The organism is Aliiroseovarius sp. F47248L (assembly GCF_023016085.1).
Lineage (GTDB): Bacteria > Pseudomonadota > Alphaproteobacteria > Rhodobacterales > Rhodobacteraceae > Aliiroseovarius.
On sequence record NZ_JALKBF010000001.1, the window covers coordinates 592,131 to 611,300 of the forward strand.

A 19,170-nucleotide genomic window follows, 5' to 3' on the forward strand; every position below is an offset into this window, starting at 1 on the left:
TCATTTTGGATGGTTTCAGAAATTCATCTGATATCCGACCGTCGCCATCACGGATGGTTTGTCAGCATAGGCAGTCTGGTTGATGCCCAGTCCCACGTCGTAGCTGCGACCGTTGCCAAGACTGTGAGTGTAATGAGCTTCTGCGAACAACCGTTTTTCGTTCTCTAACGCAGGACCTGCAATTGCGAACGTTGTCATGCCGGGGATGGCGCTGGTGCCAGACACGGTGTTGGCGGTACGGGAGAGATCCCAATCTACACCAGCATTCAAGCGCACGACGCCAGCCTCAGAAACAGGGATGCGTACATCCGCACCCAAAGTGGCGATCGTGGCGCTGACCTCGTAATCGTCATATGTCACTGGGAATGCAACCGCACCTGTTTCGGTATAACCATCGCGCTGAACCGACGACCGTGTCACGCGTAAGAAGGGTGTCACCAGCGCTGCACCACGTTGCAGACCATAACCAAGTTCGATCGACGTGGCGTGTGCACTCATATCCGTGGTGCCAGTTCCACGCTCAGTGTTTGCAAGAGCAGTCGAGCGCGTAATTTCCACATCAGCCGCAGTCCGCGCCGTGGCCAGTTTCCAGTTCAGACCTTGTGTTCTGGGATGCCCGCCTTGCAGATAAACGCCAAAGCTGCGGAAGGTCCCGTCAATGCCGAAACCGGTCAGGGTGTCGTCATCATTGCCAAGCCCGACAAAGCCGCCAAGTGACAGGTTGTCGTTCAACGCGGTGGCAGCCACCAGACCTAGAATGGCTGTGTCATTACCATCGCGATTATTGGCAGCGCCCGCCGCAATTTTCATTGAATAGGGACGCCCCAAGCCCGCTTTGCTTCTACCACCTTGACCGCCGTCGACCGGTAGCTCAAGCGATTGGCTCAACGTAAACTGAACCAGATTGTCCAGATAAAGTGCGCCCGCGGCTTGCTCGGCCGCGTTATTTGCGACTTGGGTCAAAGTGTTTACGTGATCCAGCATGGTGCCACCGGGTTGAGCGGCATCACGCCAGATGAAACCCCGTGAATCTCCTGCATCATTGGAGGCGACCCCAACGACGACAGACCCGTCGGCACTGATACCATTGGCAAAAGATGTGCCGCTGTTGGCAGACGTCAGATCACCCAGATCCAGCGCCACGCCGTTTTCATCCCAACGCAGGGCGCGATAGCCCGGTGTGGTCGAATAGCGTGCTGCACCTGCCACATAAGATCCGTCGCGGCTTGCCGCGTTTGCCAGCGAAAAGACAACATTCGCTTCATCCGTGGAGGCCAGTCGAACCATGCCCGTGCCTGCGCTCCACCGGAAAGCCCGCTGGCCGGTCACTGAAGGTGCCACCGATTGACCAACAACAACCAGCCCGTCGCCGCTGACGCCGTTGGCGCGGCTTTGCCCGGTTGCGCCGCCGATGGTGCCCAGATCGGTTGTGGCCCCGCCAACCACCGCACGAAACGCATGTACAGTAGTTGCGGTTTCACCCCGCCCGACAACGATGCTGCCATTGTCGCTGATGTCATATCCAAACATGTCCCCACCAGCGACGAGGCTTGGCAGCGTCACAAAAGTGTTTGTCGCACGGGTCCAGACAAAGGCGCGGTCATAAGGGGCAGGAGAAGTCGGCCCGGCGGGCAAGGGTGTCGCCCCGCCATTATCATAGATGGTGCCGACAATCCGAGAACCATCGGCGCTGATGTCATTAGCTTCACCGTACACGCCCGCGCCAATCGGAATGGCGACGGCACCTGTTGCCTGAGTCCAGTAAAACATGGATGGATTGCCAGCCGAATACACATATCCAGTGATTACTGACCCATCCTGGCTGGCGCCCGTGGCGTAACTGAAATCGCCAATTGCGGGGGCAAGGTCGACAAGCGTACCGCCCAGATAGGCGAATGCACGCGGGTCACTTGCCGCATCTGATGCATTGCCGACAACCACAGACCCATCGGCTGAGATGTCCACAGCATCGGAGGCTGTGAAAAGAGCCCCATCATCAAAGGTGGGTATCTCTTCCATGGTGGGGGTGGATGTCTGGGCAATCGCTGGATGCGCCGTCAAAGCCAGCGCTGATACAACAGCAAATTGCCGCGCTTTGGTGCTGATTTTCAAAACTGAGCAATCAGATGCTCGATCCTCGGAATAGACTTTCATTTGCCCCTCGCAACTGAGAACACACGAATTTTTGAAGGAATAGACAGCCCCACCAACATTGGTAAACTTAGCCTGCGCCCGCCCTTGCCCTTCGGTGTTTTCCAAATGTTACCAAAATCGCCCTATCTGGGCGTAGATCATTTAATTTATCATCGATAAAACTGACTGTAGTCGTAAAAAAACAACTAGGCGATCATGCGCAGGATGACAATATGCTGCAACATGGCCCTTACTGCGCTCTCTGAATAGTAGAAAATTCCTGATTGCGTGACAACGTCCGATGCGTCGCACTTCGTAGAATGTTCGATTTGTGCAAGCGTGCTTGTACCTTCAGTGACGTTTGACAGGGCTGTTTGGGTGCCAAGATCGTGGGGCTTGCCTGATGGGGCATAGTGTTCAAGAAATACCCGCTGTGTTAGACCTTCGGGCGAGATGGCTTCAAAGGTTGTTAAGTTTAGGTTTTCAGATACCCGGCGCCGCAAAGACTGACATCTTTGTTCGCAATCTCTTTGTGCCCGGCTTCTGCACATCAATCAGCGCGGTGGGGATGGTTTGAATGGCTATGACGCACTCGTCCGAGAACAAGACAAATCAATGCGTCAGTTCTAGCCCAGTCGGTTGATCCGCGTCGAGAGGTGGATCAGACTTTCCGAGCTTTTCACCCCATCTATTTCACCAATTGCATCAAGCGTTTGGTCTAGTTCAGCTGTGGATTTTGCGGCCAGTTGCAAGATCATGTCGAACCGGCCTGACGCCGTATGTGCCGTTTCAACTGCAGTCAGTGTTTTCAGACGCGCCAGAACGGCGGGTGTCGAACGTGGTTCGATCGCGATCAGAACGGTTGCCCGTATGCGGTCGCCGCGGGCTGCATCCCCGAGCCTAAGCGCATACCCTGCAATGATGCCTTTTTCTTCCAATCGTTCGATCCGGGCTTGAACTGTCGAGCGGGCAAGCCCCAATCGCCGCGCAAGCGTAGCCACTGGCAGGCGTGCATTCCCTTCAAGCTGAGCAAGCAATTCGCGGTCTTTGTCATCCATATGGTCGGTATCCTCGATATTTCGGCGGAAAATACACGACATATTGTCCGAAATGCCACTGGAAATCGACGGCGTCTGTTCAGATTCTAAAGGAACGATGCGAACAGACCTTTTACAAAGCGAGCGAACATGAGCAGGCAACCCTCGATCTGGCTGACAGCCCTGTCACATTTGAAATCCGAAACGCCGAAACGGCCAGTACTGTTTTTTGCGCCTGCGACCTTGCAGACGACAGTGCAGCAATTTGTAGACGGGTTCGATGGTCTTGTTACCTACGCTGTGAAAGCCAATGATTCTCGTGTGGTGCTGGAAAATCTTGTGGCTTGTGGCATCAGCGCCTTCGACGTTGCTAGCCCCGCCGAGATGCACGCTTTGCGCGCTGTGTCGCCTGATGCTGTGATGCATTACAACAACCCCGTTCGGTCCCGCGATGAGATTGCCGAGGCGGTGGCGCTGGGTGTCCGGTCCTACTCAGTGGATGCCCCGCATGAATTTGAGAAGCTGCGCGCACAGGTCGATCCGAATGGAATTGAAGTTTCTGTACGTCTGCGCCTGCCGGTTGAGGGTGCGGCCTATCATTTCGGCGCGAAATTCGGGGCGGATGTCGAGCAAGCCGTGGCGCTGTTGCGCATGGTGAAAGAGGCGGGTTTCATTTCGTCGATGACTTTCCATCCCGGCACGCAGTGCGCAAGTCCATCGGCATGGTCGACCTATATCGCGACCTGCGCCGAAGTCGCGAAGAAAGCGGGTGTAAAACTAGCGCGTTTGAACGTCGGCGGCGGGTTTGCCGCCAACCGTGGTGTGGCCCCGGATCTGAATGCAATCTTCGCGGCAATTCATCGCGCGGTTGAAAATGCCTTTGGAACTGACGCACCCGCGCTGGTTTGCGAGCCGGGACGCGCGATGGTTGCCGAAGCCTTCACCCTTGCCACGCGGGTGAAATCCATCCGCGAGGATCATGCGGTTTTTCTGAACGATGGGGTTTATGGTGCTTTGTCCGAAGCGCCGTCCATCGGGGTGCCGGATCGCATCGCGACTGTTCGGGCCAATGGCAAACGGCATAAAGGTGCAATGATCAAGTGCACTGTGTTCGGGCCGACCTGCGATTCCATCGACCAGCTTCCGGATCCTCTGGCGTTGCCTGAAGATCTGGCCGAAGACGACTATGTGCTGTTCTCGGGGATGGGGGCTTATAGCCTTGCAACCGTGACCCGGTTCAACGGCTATGGGCAGATTGACATGGTGACGGTGCAGCGCGCCGGTGTGTAAACCAGCGCGCTGAAATAGCTACAATATCGGTGGTTAAGCGACATCTTGCAGTTTGACGCGAGGTGTGATCCCCAACGCATGCGCCACTTCGCGGGTCAGGGCAGGTTTGTTCAGTGTGTAGAAGTGCAGGTCTTCGACACCGCCGTCAATCAGGTCGGAACACAGTTCAGTGCACAAAGCTGTGGACAGCAGATCTTCGCGCCCGTCGCGGGTGGCTTTGGAAAACGCATCATCCAGCCAGCTCGGAATATGTGCACCGCAGCGTTCAGCAAATTTGCGCACGCCGCTCCAGTTTTCAATCGGTAGAATGCCGGGAATAATCGGCACGTCGATCCCGGCTTTTTCGCATTTGTCGCGGAACCGGAAGAAGGTGTCATCCTCGAAGAAGAACTGCGTGATCGCCGAGTTGGCACCCGCATCTACTTTGCGCTTTAGCCAGGCCACATTGGCATCCAGATCAGCGCTTTCAGGGTGAGGATCGGGATAGGCGCCAACGCGGATGTGAAAATCACCGGTCTCCGCAAGTGCCTCGATCAGGTCCAACGACGAGGCAAATCCGTCCTTGTTCGGCACAAAACGATCACTGCCCTTGGGTGGATCACCTCGTAGGGCGACGATCTCAGAAACGCCAGCTTTGGCATAGTCTTTTGCAATGGACAGTGTTTCGTCGCGCGTGGCATCGACACATGTCAGGTGTGCAGCGACATTCAGGTCATAATGCTTGTGGATGGTTTGCACGGCTTCATGCGTCAATTCACGGGTCGTCCCACCCGCTCCATAGGTGACCGACACAAAGCCGGGGTCCAATGGCGCCAATTCGCGCACAGTCTCCCAAAGCCGGAACGACGCATCCAGCGACTGAGGTGGGAAAAACTCGAACGAAATGTTGGGCGTTGTCATTGTGGCCTCGGATAACTTGGACATAACTGTTACCCTCTTGTGCCAAAAACTGGTTTGTGAGACAAATTCATAATTCTCACAATAAACATGAGTCTCGTGCATGTACTTGGAATTTCGTCATTTACGCACCATTCGGGCGATCCATCAGGCTGGCAGTTTGGCGCGGGCAGCGGACATTCTGCACATCACACAATCAGCGCTCAGCCACCAGATCAAAGGGTTGGAGGATCAGGTCGGGATGGAGCTGTTTCACCGCCGCACCAAGCCGATGAGGCTGAGCCCAGCGGGACTGAAACTGCTGCGCCTTGCTGAACACATTTTGCCCGAAGTGTCGCGGCTGGAAGAAGAGTTCAGGTCGTTGAGATCAGGCCGTTCTGGCCGATTACATATTGCCATTGAATGCCATGCCTGCTTTGATTGGTTGTTTCCTGTACTTGACAAGTTGCGCCACGCTTGGCCCGAGGTCGATCTGGACATTCGTCAACGGCTGGCTTTCGACGCGCTTGAAGCACTCAGGCGGGAAGAGGTCGACTTCGTGATCTCGTCAGATCCCATTGCGATGCCGGGTATCACCTTTGCACCGCTGTTTGACTATGAGCCGCGATTTGTGGCCGCCGCAGGGCACAGATTGGCACAGCATGATTTCATCGAAGCTGAGGATTTCGAGGAAGAGTTGCTGTTGACCTATCCGGTAGAGAGATCGAAAACTGATGTGTTCTCGGCGCTGCTGACCCCGGCTCGGATCGAGCCGCGTGCGGTTCGGCAGGTGGAGATGACCGAAGTCATCCTGATGTTGGTGGCTGCCGGAAGGGGCGTTGCGGTCATGCCAGACTGGGTGCTGCGCAACGTCGAAGATAATCCTGACTATGCCACGCGATCGCTGACGGAACAGGGGTTATCCAAACGCATGTATGCCGCCACTCGTGAAGAGGATGCTATCGTGCCATACGTTGCCCATATGATCCGATTGTGCCGGTCTGAACCGGTCAAGCTTCAGCGAGCATGAAGCGGGGAAACGGGCTTGGCAAACAAGGTCTCTCGGCGTATACGCGCCGTCTGAGATGATAGGAGCGCCCCGATGGAAGGCAGTGCAAATCTTAATGTGATGATCAAGGCCGCCCGTATGGCCGGGCGCAGCCTTGTGAAGGACTTCCGCGAGGTCGAGAACCTTCAGGTCTCGATGAAAGGTGCGGGTGATTTTGTGTCGAAGGCAGATATAGCCGCAGAAAAGATTATCCGCGATATCTTGATGGAGGCACGTCCCAACTATGGCTGGCTGGCAGAGGAAAGCGCCGCGACGGACGGGAAAGACCCCACACGCCGCTGGATTGTCGACCCTCTGGATGGCACCACCAACTTTCTGCACGGTCTGCCACATTGGGCGATCTCGATTGCGCTGGAGCATAAAGGTGAAGTCGTCGCAGGGGTGATCTATGACGCCGCGAAGGACGAGATGTTCACCGCGGAAAAAGGCGAAGGCGCATGGTTGAACCAAAGCCGCCTGCGTGTATCCGGTCGGTCGCGCCCAATTGAAAGCCTGTTTGCAACTGGGCTGCCTTTTGCTGGCCGCGCTGATCTGCCCGACACGCTGCAAGACCTTGCGCGTATTCTGCCAAGTTGCTCTGGTGTGCGCCGGTTTGGTGCCGCGGCACTGGACCTCGCCTATGTGGCCGCTGGTCGCTATGACGGGTTCTGGGAACGCCGCCTGAACGCCTGGGACATGGCCGCAGGGCTGGTCATCGTGCGCGAGGCTGGCGGCTTTGTAGCCCCGATCAACCCCGAGGGGTCAATCCTGCAAGATGGCGAAGTAATTGCCGCAAACGAGGCTATTTTCGATAAATTCTCGGGTCTTGTGCGGGGGAGCTAGTTCCCGCCTACAACTGTAAAATACCGCTTCAATGACATATTGCTGCCTGATTGTTCGGGAAGAAAAGCAATATGAAACAGTTAAAGAATATTGCCGCCCGTATCTCCGGGCAGATCACGGACGAAGATGGTGCTGTTACCGTCGACTGGGTCGTGTTGACAGCATCTCTTGTTATGTTGGGGATGGCCAGCATGTTTATTGTCGCCGGCAATATTCCCGGGCTGACCGACCAGATTAGCAGCGTTGTAGCTAATCAATCAGTTGGCAGTTAGAATCCTGTTGGTGCTTCCAAGGGGCGGGGGCAGATTTTCACGTATTGCGCCATTCTCGGCCGTTTATTTCCGACGACGAACTGTCGGGACTGTGCTTTTCGCGAACTTATAGCGTGCATCTGGATGATCAGGATGCCCGTCCGTTTGGGCCCAGAACATTTGCCCACCCAGACCTTTCCATACTGGCAACACAAACAGAAACCCGGCAATAAAGCCGCCGGCATGCGCCCAATAAGCAACGCCGCCGCCCATTTGAGACCAATTCAACGCCCCGTTGACCACCTGCAACCCGAACCAGAGCAACAGCATCAGCCAAGCCGGGAAGGGAAACACTCTGAATATCACGACAAAGATGAACAGGACATCGACACGCGCCCGTGGAAACAGCAGAAGATAGCCCCCCATCACCCCTGTGATCGCACCCGATGCCCCCACCATGGGCACAACGCTAGAAACGTCAGCCGCCACCTGCAACAAAGCCGCCCCAAGACCTGAGACAAGATAGAACACAGCAAACCTGACATGGCCAAGGATGTCTTCAAGGTTGTCGCCAAATATCCACAAAAACAACATGTTGCCCGCGAAATGCATAAAGCTGCCATGCAGGAACATCGAAGTCAGGATCGTTTCGTATCCATCCCCGCTCATCAAACGCAGAGGGATCAGGCCATATTTGACAAATACCCGCCCCGACGCCGCGTCGTTGCCATAGAGCGGCAGCATCATCAGAAAGACGATCAGGTTCGCGGCAATCAACCCATAGGTGACATAGGGCGTGCGTTCGGACGGATTGTGGTCGCGTATCGGAAACATGGGGGGAATTGACCCGATGGCGGCCACCGGGTCAAGCGGCGCCCCTACTCGGCGGCCAGATCAGGTGGCTGCGACAGCATCAGCAACTCGGCATTCCCGCCCGACGCGGTGGTGTCCACGCACAAGTGTCGTTCATGGGTCACCACCTCGTCCGTCACCGCGTCGGTGGTCAGTGGCAGGATCGCGCCAGAACGGGCTGCAAGCGCCTGGGCAAGCGCGCGGGCATGTTCCGCGTCTCCCCAGTAGACCGCGCCGCCGATACCCGCGACCGTCGACAGCGCGCGTGCCTCCATATCGGGGGCAAGAACGGCCACCCCGCCGTGGCGCTCCACTTCGGCTTTCTGGCGGTCTGCCACGGCGCTGCCAGGGCCAAGGCACAAGAACGGCGCGCGAGGATGGGTGGACAGTTGGTTCAACTCGCCCGTCGGGCCCGGCAGGCGGCTAGAGGCCAGTGTGGCTTCGCGCGTGGCAGCAATGATTGCCTGAGCCAGCGCCGGGCTTTCTTCGGCTTGCTCGACCGATGTCTCGCCCGTCATCGGGGCAGGGCCGGAGGCGCAGAACCGATACATATAGGCAGGACCACCTGCCTTGGGTCCGGTGCCGGACAGCCCCTCGCCCCCAAAGGGTTGTGAGCCGACAATGGCACCGATCTGATTGCGGTTCACATAAGCGTTGCCAGCGTGGATACGATCGACCACGTACTGAACGCGATCGTCGATCCGCGTGTGAAGACCAAAGGTCAGCCCATATCCCGTAGCATTGATTGCGTTGATCACCGCATCAAGATTTTCCGCCTTGAAGCGCGCAATGTGCAGAACAGGACCAAAGATCTCGCGCTCCATTTCGTGAATGCCGCTGACGCGGATCAGGGCGGGCGCGATAAAGTGACCACTGTCGGGCGCTGCCAACTCGTGCACCAGCCGCTTGTCCTTGCGGGCTGCATCGACATAAGCACGGATGCCCATATATGCCTCGTCATCAATGACCGGACCAAGGTCGGTGGATAGATGCCACGGGTCTGACGGGGTCAGCTCGTCCATCGCACCGATCAGCATCTCGGTCAGGTTGTCAGCAATATCGTCCTGCACATAAAGGCAACGCAGGGCTGAACAACGTTGCCCGGCGGACTGGAAGCTCGATGCCACGATGTCGCGCACCGCCTGTTCCGGCAGCGCGGTGCTGTCGACGATCATCGCGTTCAGCCCGCCGGTCTCGGCAATCAGGGGCGCGGCGGGCGACAGGTGATCGGCCATCGCGCGGCGGATGATCTGCGCGGTTTCGGTCGACCCTGTGAAGGCGACGCCATCAATGCGCGCATCGGATGTCAGGGCCGCCCCAACTGTGGCGCCGTCGCCGGGCAGAAGCTGCAGCACCTCGCGTGGCACACCCGCCTCGTGCATCAGTTTTGTCGCTTGATAGGCAATGAGGCCGGTCTGTTCGGCAGGCTTGGCCAGCACGCCGTTTCCAGCTGCCAAAGCACCCGCTATCTGACCGGTGAAGATCGCCAACGGGAAGTTCCACGGCGAAATGCAGGTAAACACCCCGCGCGCATCGCGGGTAAGCTTCGGAATGCGTGATGCGTAATATCGCATGAAATCAACAGCTTCACGCAGTTCGCCCAAGCAATCTGGCAGCGTTTTTCCGGCTTCGCGGGCGAGAAGGGCAAAGAAAGCGCCAAAATGCTCTTCGTAAAGATCCGCTGCGCGGTTCAAAACCTCGGCGCGCACTTCTGGCGTGGCGTCCCAGCGTGTAGCCGACGAAAGAGCGGTCTGTACATCCTGGGCACTGGCCCAAGTGATCTGACCCACCTCGTCACCATTGGTTGGGTTTGCGACGGTGACATCCTTGCCACCCTTTGGTCGACCAGCAATCAGCGGACCGGCTGTAAACCTTGTGTCCGCAAATGGATTGCGGGCAGCATCGATCTGTTCCAAATGTGGCTCATAGGTCAGGTCCAGCCCTTTAGAGTTTTTGCGATCCCCGTAAAGCTCTGGTCCCGTCGGAACATGTGGCGCAGGGTGGTCGAGCGCATCGAACGGGCAAGCCGCGACTTCTTCCGGAGTGACGCTTTCGTCAACGATCTGGTTCACGAAGGAGCTGTTGGCACCATTTTCAAGCAACCGGCGGACCAGATAGGCCAACAGGTCGCGATGCGCGCCGACCGGGGCATAGATCCGACAGCGCGTGCCATTTTCATCCATTATGATCTGGTGCAGACGTTCACCCATGCCATGCAGGCGTTGGAACTCGTATCCGCGCGCGTCCACACCCGAGGTTTTAGCCATATCCAGAATGGCCGCTGCCGTGTGTGCGTTATGGGTGGCAAATTGAGGATAGATCCGACCTGTCATTGACAGCAGCTTGCGCGCATTAGCTATATAGCTGACATCGGTGGCCACCTTGCGGGTGAACACGGGAAACTCGTCCAAACCTTCGACCTGTGCGCGTTTGATTTCGGTGTCCCAATAGGCACCTTTCACCAGTCGCACCATGATTTTGCGGTCCAACCGTTCGGCCAAAGTGTGTAGCCAGTCGATAACGGTGCCTGCACGGTGCCCATAGGCTTGCACGACCACGCCGAACCCGTCCCATCCGGCCAATGATTTATCGGACAGCACCGCTTCGATCACATCCAGCGAGATTTGCAGGCGGTCGGCTTCTTCGGCGTCGATATTGAACCCCATGCCCGCCGACTTCGCCAGATGTGCGAGGGCCGACACACGTGGCACAAGCACATCCATTACCCGGTCGCGCTGGCCGCGTTCATAGCGGGGGAACAGCGCGGATAACTTGACGGAAATGCCGGGATTGGCGCGGATATCCTTAGATTTACAGGCGCTTGCGATCTCGGAAATTGCCTTGGCATAGGACATTTGATAGCGGCGCGCATCGTCATCGGTCAACGCAGCTTCGCCCAGCATGTCATAGGAATAGGTGAAGCCTTTCGCTTCCATCTTCGACCCGCGCTTCATGGCGGCGGCGATGGTTTCACCCAGAACGAACTGGTTGCCCATTTCTTTCATTGCACGGCCGACCGCAGTACGAATGACAGGTTCACCCAAGCGTTTCACAGCCCCGCGCAACGCCCCGGTGATACCCGGTTCGCGTTCGTTCAAGACTTTCCCTGTCACCAAAAGCGCCCAAGTTGACGCGTTCACCAGCGAAGATGACGACCGCCCCAAATGCTTGCCCCAATCGCTAGGCGCGATCTTGTCTTCGATCAACGCGTCGATGGTTTCGGCATCGGGCACCCGCAGCAGCGCCTCGGCCAGACACATAAGCGCGATGCCTTCATCCGTCGATAGACCATACTCGGCCAGAAAAACCTCCATCATGCCTGGGTCGGATGATGCCCGGATGGCACGCACAAGTTCAGCACCGCTGGCCGCGATCCGCGCCCGGTCGTCACTGGACAAGCCCGCGTCGCTGGCAAGAGCATGGATATGCTGTTCCTCGCCAGCATAGGCAAGGTCGTCGATTTTCTGGCGCAGGACATCAGTCATGTGCGGATCCTCATGGTGTTTGCACTTCTGCTATGCTACGTTGAATTAGCAAGGCGATTTTCCTGATTATCGCTGTTAGGCAGTCGAAACGACTAATTGTAGGTGAGGTGTGCGGGAAGATAGCCAAGTTGACCTTGATCGATTCGATCGCAAGATTCTGGACGTTCTGTCTGGCAAAGGCCGAATTTCGATCACCGATCTGGCGCAGCGGATTGGATTGTCAAAATCTCCCACCCAAGCGCGTGTCCGGCGGCTGGAAGCCGAAGGTGTCATAACCGGATATCGCGCCGAGATTGATCCGATCCGCCTGGGACGTGATCACGTCGCTTTTGTCGAAGTGAAGCTATCCGACACACGTGAGGCCGCGCTGAACGCCTTTAACAAGCAGGTTGCCAACATTCCCGAGGTTGAAGAATGTCACCTGCTGGCGGCGCATTTTGATTATCTTTTGAAAGTCCGCACCCATGACATGCGCGATTTTCGTCGCGTATTGGGTGAGGCAATCTCGACGCTTCCGCATTTGGCGCAGAGTTCAACCCATGTGGTGATGCAGGCGATCAAGGACGACAGCCCAACCTTCCTCACCTGATCGAATAGCGCATTAACTCATCTGACCGATTGCCTCCGGAATTCAGAGGCGATAGGGAAGAGCGGGGGTCAAGCCCCACCCGGTGCGGGCGTGATGGAATGGTAGACATACCAGACTTAAAATCTGTTGGGGCGTAGCCCCGTGTGGGTTCGAGTCCCACCGCCCGCACCAATCCTACCCCGCCAATAGGTGTGTTTTGCCGCGATGTTCGACCTTTGTTTCGCATGGCGTAAAGACATGGTTTGAAGGACGTGAATTATGCGTCAATTCAATGACCGGACCATTGATTTATGCTCGGACTTGGCGAACCCTGAAGACAGGTCAGGCACCGCAGCACATTTTCGCAGCATGTTAATGCCAAGTTTCTTTAGGCCTTTTCGATAACCAAATTATTTATTTAAGCCTTTGGATTGGACGGATGGGGAAATGAGTCATTTTAGCTCATTAGACAGTTGGGAAATGGTCGGATTGCTTGGGGCAGCGATCTATTGCACGACCTATATGTTGATCGCATTCGACATATTGACCAGCAAGACAACGTGCTATTACGCGTTGCAGTTTTCGGCGGCGAGCTTTGTCGCGCTTAGTTTGACAGTGCATTTCAACGTCGCGGCGTTGACCGTCCAAGTATTTTTTATTGTGGTGTCAGTCTTTGGTTTCGCAAACCACATGAAGGGGCAAACCGCTTCACCTGCGAAGGACAACGAAGTTGTTTGACGGGAACGAGACCTCTCCCTGAGTGCGTTGTCCCACGCACTTATAGAAAAGCCGGGCTAGGGGTGGCCCGGCTTTTCGCTTGTTTAGCTTTTAAGGGTATCAGGCGTTGAATAGGAAGTGTAGGACGTCGCCGTCTTTAACTTCGTAGGTCTTGCCTTCTGCGCGCATTTTACCAGCTTCTTTTGCACCACCTTCGCCGCCCAAGGCGACGTAATCGTCATAGGCAATTGTCTCAGCCCGGATAAAGCCGCGTTCAAAATCGCCGTGGATCACACCGGCTGCTTGGGGCGCGCGTGTGCCTTCGCGGATGGTCCAGGCGCGGGCCTCTTTCGGGCCGACGGTGAAATAGGTTTCCAAGTGCAGAAGCTCGTATCCGGCGCGGATCAGGCGATCGAGTCCGGCTTCTTTCAAGCCAAGCTCTTCCAAGAACATTTCCATGTCGTCGGCGTCAAGTTGGCTGATCTCTTCTTCGATTTTGGCGGAAATGACGACCGAGGCTGCACCTTGTTCGGCGGCCATCTTCTCGACCGCTTGCGAATGGGCGTTGCCGCTGGCCGCGTCGCTTTCATCTACATTGCAGACAAAAAGGATCTTCTTGGTGGTCAGAAGTTGCAGCATATTCCATGCTTTGCGGTCCTCTTCGTCCACTTCGACGGTGCGGGCAGGGCGGCCAGCCTCAAGCGCTTCTTGTGCCGCGCGCATCAGACGTTCCTGCTGGACCGCCTCCTTGTCGCCGCCGCGCACCTTGCGCACTATGTTTTGCAAGCGTTTTTCAATGCTTTCCAGATCGGCCAGCATCAATTCAGTTTCAATCACTTCCGCGTCTTCGACCGGGTTCACGCGACCGTCCACATGCGTCACGTCGCCGTCGTCAAAGCAGCGCAGGACGTGCGCAATGGCGTCCACCTCGCGGATGTTGGCCAGAAACTGATTGCCCAGCCCTTCGCCTTTTGACGCACCCTTCACCAGACCCGCGATATCAACAAAGGTCATCCGGGTCGGAATGATCTCTTTCGACCCGGCAATCGCGGCCAGTTTGTCCAGCCGGTCGTCGGGCACGTTGACTTCGCCCACATTGGGTTCAATCGTGCAGAACGGAAAGTTCGCCGCCTGCGCGGCAGCCGTCTTGGTCAGTGCGTTGAAAAGGGTCGATTTACCGACATTCGGCAGACCCACGATGCCCATCTTGAAACCCATTTCGGCCCCTCTCATTCAGTGTTCGTGGCCTTCTAGGGCTTTGACAGGATGGGCGCAAGCGTGGTGAAGTGGGAAGGCGCGCAACACAGGAGCTTTGCCATGCAACCTATCCCTTACGTGTTTTTCAAAGATAAGTGTCGTGATGCCGTTACCCGGTATGGTGAGATTTTCGGCACGACCCCGGATATCATGTCGTTCAAGGACATGCCCGAGGAAGACCGCAACCAAATGCCCGGCGTACCGGATGATGCCGTGATGCATGCCAGCGTCGCCATTGGAGATGGGATGTTGTTCGCCAGCGATGACCCAAGCGGCGAGACGCCGGAAATGGCGGGCTGCAATGTCTGCATTTCCTTGCCGGACGAGGCCGAGACCAAACGCGTATTCAATGCCTTGGCCGATGGGGGTGACGTTCGGATGCCGCTTAGCCCGATGTTCTGGACGCCGCTTTTTGGCACGCTAACCGACAAGTTCGGAGTGCGCTGGATGATCATGGCGGACAGCGATTACGAGTGACCCATTGATTTTCCCGCCCGTATTCGGCACATCGGTTCTGAACATGACAAAGGACGGATGATGACCCGGATTGATGCGAAGTTTGCTGCCTTGGCCGAAAAGGGTCAGAAGGCGTTTGTCAGCTACATCATGGGCGGTGATCCCGATCTGGCGACGTCGCTTGAGGTGATGAAGGGGCTGCCGGCGGCGGGTGTAGACATCATCGAGCTGGGGGTGCCCTTTACCGACCCGATGGCGGATGGGCCGACCATTCAGCTTGCGGGACAACGTGCGCTGGAAGGCGGCATGACCCTGCAAAAGACGCTGGATATGGCGGCTGAGTTTCGTAAGGATGATGATACGACCCCGATTGTTCTGATGGGATATTACAACCCGATCTATAATCGCGGTGTCGACAAGTTCCTGGTGGATGCGAAAGCGGCGGGCGTGGACGGACTGATCGTGGTCGATCTGCCACCCGAAGAAGATGACGAGCTTTGCATCCCGGCGCAAAAGGCAGGGCTGAACTTCATTCGACTGGCCACGCCTACCACCGATAACAAGCGATTGCCGAAGGTGCTGCAAAACACTTCGGGCTTTGTGTATTACGTGTCTGTCACCGGCGTCACCGGTGCGACCGAGGCGCAGGCGGCCAATGTCGGCCCAGAGGTTGCGCGGATCAAAGCGGCAACAGATATTCCGGTTATCGTCGGATTTGGTGTCAACACCCCCGAGAAGGCCGAGGCGATTGCGAGTGTCGCAGACGGGACTGTGGTCGGCAGTGCAATCGTTTCTAAAATCGCGGCGGGCGAGCCTGTGTCGGACGTGCTGGCCTTTGTGAAAACGCTGGCCGACGGGGCGCATCGCGGCTGACTCCTAGATCACCGCGGTTTCCCCAAACGGGCGACCTTCTTCGATCCGGCCATATCCAAACGGGCTAAGATCTAGTGTCTGAAAGCTGCCGGTCGTGATCAGTTCGGCCAGACCACGCCCCATGGCCGGGGCCTGTTGTAGCCCGTGGCCTGAAAACCCGTTGATGAAGTAGAAGTTTTGAACTTCGGTATGCGCGCCAAGAACTGCGTTTTGATCCAGTGTGTTATAGGCATAGTGACCCGCCCATTCGGTCACGATCTTCAGTGCCTCGAACTGTGGAATTCGGGTCGCAACGGTCGGCCAGACATGGGATTCCCAGAGCCCGTGATCCATATGAAAATCATCGGGGGAAACCGCTGGGTCCGGGTCAGGGCGTGCACCGATCATATATGTTTCGGGTCCGTCCTGTCGGATATGAACTCCCGACGGGTCGATGGTCAGAGGCAGTTCGCGATCAAGCGGGTGCTCTGCTTTGACCACCCATGTAAACCGCTTACGAGGCTCGACAGGTATGTCCAATCCGGCCATGTGCGCGACCAAATTGGCGCGCGGTCCAGCAGCGTTGACCAGATGACCGCAGGATACTTTGTGTCCTGAAGCTAGGGTAACTCCGGTTGCTTTGCCCTTTGCCGCTTCGATGGCCGTGACTTCATTGCGCACATACTCGACACTCGCTGCGACAGCCTTTCGCCGGAACCAGTCAAACAGCGCCCCGCCGTCCCAATACCCTTCGTCGCGCGTGCCGTGGCTTCCCATAAGAATGTCATCCAGCTGAAAAAAGGGGAATGCCTGTGCGATTTCGTCTCGCGACAAGATACGGGTGCCTGCACCAAGGCTTTGCTGCATGGCTTGCGCGGTGCGCAGCGCGTCAGCCCGGGCTTTGTCGTCGGTCAGATAGAGATACCCAAAGTTCTGAATGGTTAGGTCTTCGATGCGAGGATCGCCACCCATGTTGGCTCGCAGGTTCTTGATGAATGCAGCGGTGAATTGCGAGATTTGCACATTCAAAGGCTCGCTGAATTGCTGCCGGAGGCAGGAGTTCGTATGTGCGGTTGAGCATTGCGCATAGCTTGGGTCACGTTCAACCACCAGAATGCGGCCTTGAAAATCCGCTGACTGGCACAGCCACCATGCCACCGACGACCCCATGATGGCCCCGCCCACGATGATCACATCATAGCTTTGATGATCTGGTGTTTGTAACATGGCCACCATCGCTTCACGCCCTGACACGCGCCGTTTCGCGCAGCACAACCCGCTCAACCCGTAGCCTGCAACGCCCAGGTCATGACGGCATTATGATCAGGGGAGAGCTCTTCCGCGTTGCCCACAAACTCCATAAACGCCGCGCGCGATCCTTCAGAAACACCAATTATCGCGGGAATATCGCGAGCGAGCGCTTCGCCTACTGCTTCACGAAAACCACGTCCCTCAGCCTCTTGCTTGCCAAATTTGTTGACGATCAAAAGGTCGGCGCCGGCTTTCAATCGTTCCTCGGTCTGGCCGACGGCAGTTTCCAGCGCTTCGGGGTTTAGTTTGCATCCGCGTGCATTGGTGCCCAGAAATTGGCTGATGCGGATTTTTGGACCGTCTGGCAAAATCAGGACATCCATATCGCAATGGTGATCTTCGGCGCGCTCGGTATCAAGCTGGACGGTCCCGCATAACGTCAACCCTTGTTGCGTCAATGCATTTGCGACACCAGCAAGCAACAGATTGGTTTGGCCCCGTCCGGGTGCGATGACATAGGCAAGTTTCATGTAGACCCCAATCAATATTGCCTATCAGATGACAATCGGACCCAGCGTTGTCAATTGCTGTGTATCTGTCAAATACGCTTGGGTGGCCCAACCGGATGTGGCCAGATGCTGAATAGGAAAGGTGCGCGATTATGAAGCCTGAACACCCTGCCCACGAACCGCCCCGAGATGCGGAACAGCGCCGCGCGGTCGCGCCGGTTATTTGCTATCCGGCGGATGGATTGCCCGCGCCTGACTTGTCACTCTATCAGGCGGCGCGGAGAACGGCGACAAAAACTGCCGAAGTGGTGGTGCCTCCACGCGATGCCAAAGTGTTTCAGGTGCCCGCAGGCCATTATTTACGGATCTCATCTGTGGAGGGGTCACAGGTTGGAGACCTGAACCTTTGGAATCTGCACGATCTGGGGGAAAGGTTCTATTCGGGCAAGACTCGGGCGCTTCATGGCACGCATGTGTCGGTTGCAGATCGGATTTGGTCAAGTCATCCCTACCTGCGTCCGATCGCAACCATCGTCGAAGACACATTGGACTGGTATGGGTTTGATGAATTTGGCGGGTCTGTTCATGATGTGATCGGCACACGGTGCGACCCCTATACCCACAACCTGCTGGCGGGCGGTCACTATCACTATTGTTGCCATTCCAATCTGACACGCGCTTTGGCAGATTATCTTGACTGTCCCACCCACGATGCAGAACCGCACATCCACGACGTTCTGAACGTTTTCATGTGCACGGGGTTTTCGCGGGACACGGGGCAATACTTTATGAAAGCCAGCCCCGTGCGCCCTGGCGACTATCTTGAGTTCTTTGCAGAGATTGATCTGCTGGGTGCGCTCAGCGCCTGTCCCGGAGGCGATTGCTCGTCCGAACATAGCTCGGATAGTGCAGCCTGTTTCCCGTTGCTGGTCGAGGTGTTCGCACCAGCAAAAGGCGCATTGCCGAACTGGTCACAGCCGCCTGTTAACGGCTATGACCGAACGCATGGAGTTTGACCACTCAGTTCAGGCGAAGGCGGCTTCCAGCGCGATTTCGATCATGTCGCCAAAACTTTTTTCGCGCTGGTCGGACGGCAGGGCTTCGCCGGTTTGCAAGTGATCAGACACGGTCATGATCCCCAATGCACGCACCCCATGGCGGGCGGCGAGGGTGTAAAGCTCGGCAGCCTCCATCTCGACCCCCAGAATGCCGTGGCGGGTCATTTGTTCGTTAAGGTCAGGACGTTCGTCATAGAACGTGTCCGAACTGTAAATGCCCCCCACATGCACCCCAACCTCGCGTTTGCGCGTCGCGGCAACGGCAGCTTCCAACAGGCCGTAATCGGCGCAGGGCGAGTAGTTCAACTCGCGAAAGATGGTCGAAGACGGCGTTGCAACCGTCGTGCAGGTCATCGCGATGACCACGTCCCGCACCTTCACCTGCGGCTGCATCCCCCCGATGGAGCCGACACGGATCAAGGTCTTCGCTCCATAGTCGCGGATCAACTCGTTAGCATAGATCGACAGACTGGGCATTCCCATCCCGGATCCCTGAATGCTGACACGATTGCCTTTGTACGTGCCGGTAAAGCCCAGCATGCCACGCACTTCGTTGATCAGTTCCGCGCCGTCCAGAAAGTTCTCGGCGGCCCAACGGGCGCGGTAGGGGTCGCCCGGCATCAGGACGGTTTCTGCGATCTGGCCGGGGGCGGCACCGATATGGATGGTCATGGCTGTCTCCTGTGG

18 protein-coding genes and 1 tRNA gene are annotated in these 19,170 nt (G+C 56.8%); 10 read left to right on the top strand and 9 right to left on the bottom strand.

Going from position 1 to position 19,170, the window contains the following annotated elements:
* Positions 1-15 precede the first annotated feature (15 nt).
* Both MWU51_RS02965 and MWU51_RS02970 read right to left on the bottom strand, forming a co-directional pair.
* The gene (locus tag MWU51_RS02965; RefSeq protein ID WP_247034584.1) at positions 16-2,154 is read right to left on the bottom strand and encodes an autotransporter domain-containing protein; all 2,139 of its coding nucleotides are present in this window, start codon (positions 2,152-2,154) and stop codon (positions 16-18) included.
* A gap of 605 nt (positions 2,155-2,759) precedes the next feature.
* Positions 2,760-3,191 (bottom strand): Lrp/AsnC family transcriptional regulator, encoded by a 432-nt coding sequence (locus MWU51_RS02970; protein WP_191284993.1) that lies wholly within the window; start codon positions 3,189-3,191, stop codon positions 2,760-2,762.
* A 129-nt stretch (positions 3,192-3,320) separates the two neighbouring features.
* Between MWU51_RS02970 and MWU51_RS02975 the strand changes: the two genes are divergently transcribed.
* Complete coding sequence (locus tag MWU51_RS02975) at positions 3,321-4,460, top strand: type III PLP-dependent enzyme (RefSeq protein WP_247034585.1); 1,140 nt, start codon at positions 3,321-3,323, stop codon at positions 4,458-4,460.
* A 33-nt stretch (positions 4,461-4,493) separates the two neighbouring features.
* Here MWU51_RS02975 and metF read toward each other — a convergent pair whose 3' ends face one another.
* Positions 4,494-5,360 carry a methylenetetrahydrofolate reductase [NAD(P)H] gene (metF, locus tag MWU51_RS02980; protein ID WP_247038663.1) on the bottom strand — a complete coding sequence of 289 codons (867 nt, stop codon included), beginning with the start codon at positions 5,358-5,360 and terminating at the stop codon, positions 4,494-4,496.
* A 100-nt stretch (positions 5,361-5,460) separates the two neighbouring features.
* Here metF and MWU51_RS02985 point away from each other — a divergent pair, with 100 nt between their 5' ends.
* The 3 genes from MWU51_RS02985 to MWU51_RS02995 all read left to right on the top strand — a co-directional run bounded on the left by MWU51_RS02985 (position 5,461) and on the right by MWU51_RS02995 (position 7,499).
* Positions 5,461-6,366 (top strand): LysR family transcriptional regulator, encoded by a 906-nt coding sequence (locus tag MWU51_RS02985; protein WP_247034586.1) that lies wholly within the window; start codon positions 5,461-5,463, stop codon positions 6,364-6,366.
* 72 nt (positions 6,367-6,438) lie between these two features.
* Positions 6,439-7,227 carry an inositol monophosphatase family protein gene (locus tag MWU51_RS02990; RefSeq protein ID WP_247034587.1) on the top strand — a complete coding sequence of 263 codons (789 nt, stop codon included), beginning with the start codon at positions 6,439-6,441 and terminating at the stop codon, positions 7,225-7,227.
* Positions 7,228-7,298: 71 nt separating this feature from the next.
* Positions 7,299-7,499: a hypothetical protein gene (locus MWU51_RS02995; protein ID WP_247034589.1), complete on the top strand. Its 201-nt coding sequence runs from the start codon at positions 7,299-7,301 to the stop codon at positions 7,497-7,499.
* A 63-nt stretch (positions 7,500-7,562) separates the two neighbouring features.
* On the opposite strand, the gene MWU51_RS03000 is transcribed toward MWU51_RS02995, so the two are convergent.
* On the bottom strand, positions 7,563-8,312 hold the full coding sequence (locus tag MWU51_RS03000; RefSeq protein ID WP_247034591.1) for a rhomboid family intramembrane serine protease: 750 nt from the start codon (positions 8,310-8,312) through the stop codon (positions 7,563-7,565).
* Positions 8,313-8,356: 44 nt separating this feature from the next.
* Positions 8,357-11,815, bottom strand: a complete 3,459-nt coding sequence (putA, locus tag MWU51_RS03005; protein ID WP_247034593.1) for a bifunctional proline dehydrogenase/L-glutamate gamma-semialdehyde dehydrogenase PutA — start codon at positions 11,813-11,815, stop codon at positions 8,357-8,359.
* A gap of 109 nt (positions 11,816-11,924) precedes the next feature.
* On the opposite strand from putA, the gene MWU51_RS03010 reads away from it, so the two are divergent.
* The 3 genes from MWU51_RS03010 to MWU51_RS03020 all read left to right on the top strand — a co-directional run bounded on the left by MWU51_RS03010 (position 11,925) and on the right by MWU51_RS03020 (position 13,121).
* Entirely contained in the window at positions 11,925-12,404 is a 480-nt protein-coding gene (locus tag MWU51_RS03010; RefSeq protein WP_247034594.1) for an Lrp/AsnC family transcriptional regulator, read from the top strand.
* Positions 12,405-12,488: 84 nt separating this feature from the next.
* Positions 12,489-12,575: transfer RNA gene (locus tag MWU51_RS03015), tRNA-Leu, on the top strand.
* A 255-nt stretch (positions 12,576-12,830) separates the two neighbouring features.
* Positions 12,831-13,121 carry a hypothetical protein gene (locus tag MWU51_RS03020; RefSeq protein ID WP_247034596.1) on the top strand — a complete coding sequence of 97 codons (291 nt, stop codon included), beginning with the start codon at positions 12,831-12,833 and terminating at the stop codon, positions 13,119-13,121.
* Between the two features lie 99 nt (positions 13,122-13,220).
* On the opposite strand, the gene ychF is transcribed toward MWU51_RS03020, so the two are convergent.
* A complete protein-coding gene (gene ychF / locus MWU51_RS03025; protein WP_247034599.1) occupies positions 13,221-14,318 on the bottom strand; it encodes a redox-regulated ATPase YchF in 1,098 nt (365 codons plus the stop codon).
* Positions 14,319-14,417: 99 nt separating this feature from the next.
* On the opposite strand from ychF, the gene MWU51_RS03030 reads away from it, so the two are divergent.
* Both MWU51_RS03030 and trpA read left to right on the top strand, forming a co-directional pair.
* Positions 14,418-14,834 (top strand): VOC family protein, encoded by a 417-nt coding sequence (locus tag MWU51_RS03030; RefSeq protein ID WP_247034600.1) that lies wholly within the window; start codon positions 14,418-14,420, stop codon positions 14,832-14,834.
* A gap of 60 nt (positions 14,835-14,894) precedes the next feature.
* On the top strand, positions 14,895-15,686 hold the full coding sequence (gene trpA, locus MWU51_RS03035; protein WP_247034602.1) for a tryptophan synthase subunit alpha: 792 nt from the start codon (positions 14,895-14,897) through the stop codon (positions 15,684-15,686).
* Between the two features lie 3 nt (positions 15,687-15,689).
* On the opposite strand, the gene MWU51_RS03040 is transcribed toward trpA, so the two are convergent.
* Together MWU51_RS03040 and MWU51_RS03045 are read right to left on the bottom strand one after the other, a co-directional pair.
* Positions 15,690-16,892 carry an FAD-binding oxidoreductase gene (locus MWU51_RS03040; protein ID WP_247034603.1) on the bottom strand — a complete coding sequence of 401 codons (1,203 nt, stop codon included), beginning with the start codon at positions 16,890-16,892 and terminating at the stop codon, positions 15,690-15,692.
* Between the two features lie 53 nt (positions 16,893-16,945).
* Complete coding sequence (locus MWU51_RS03045) at positions 16,946-17,446, bottom strand: DUF2478 domain-containing protein (protein WP_247034605.1); 501 nt, start codon at positions 17,444-17,446, stop codon at positions 16,946-16,948.
* A 131-nt stretch (positions 17,447-17,577) separates the two neighbouring features.
* Here MWU51_RS03045 and MWU51_RS03050 point away from each other — a divergent pair, with 131 nt between their 5' ends.
* A complete protein-coding gene (locus MWU51_RS03050) occupies positions 17,578-18,441 on the top strand; it encodes a DUF1989 domain-containing protein (protein WP_247034606.1) in 864 nt (287 codons plus the stop codon).
* 9 nt (positions 18,442-18,450) lie between these two features.
* Here the strand turns inward: MWU51_RS03050 and deoD are convergent, their stop codons facing one another.
* Complete coding sequence (gene deoD / locus MWU51_RS03055) at positions 18,451-19,155, bottom strand: purine-nucleoside phosphorylase (RefSeq protein ID WP_247034607.1); 705 nt, start codon at positions 19,153-19,155, stop codon at positions 18,451-18,453.
* Positions 19,156-19,170 lie beyond the last annotated feature (15 nt).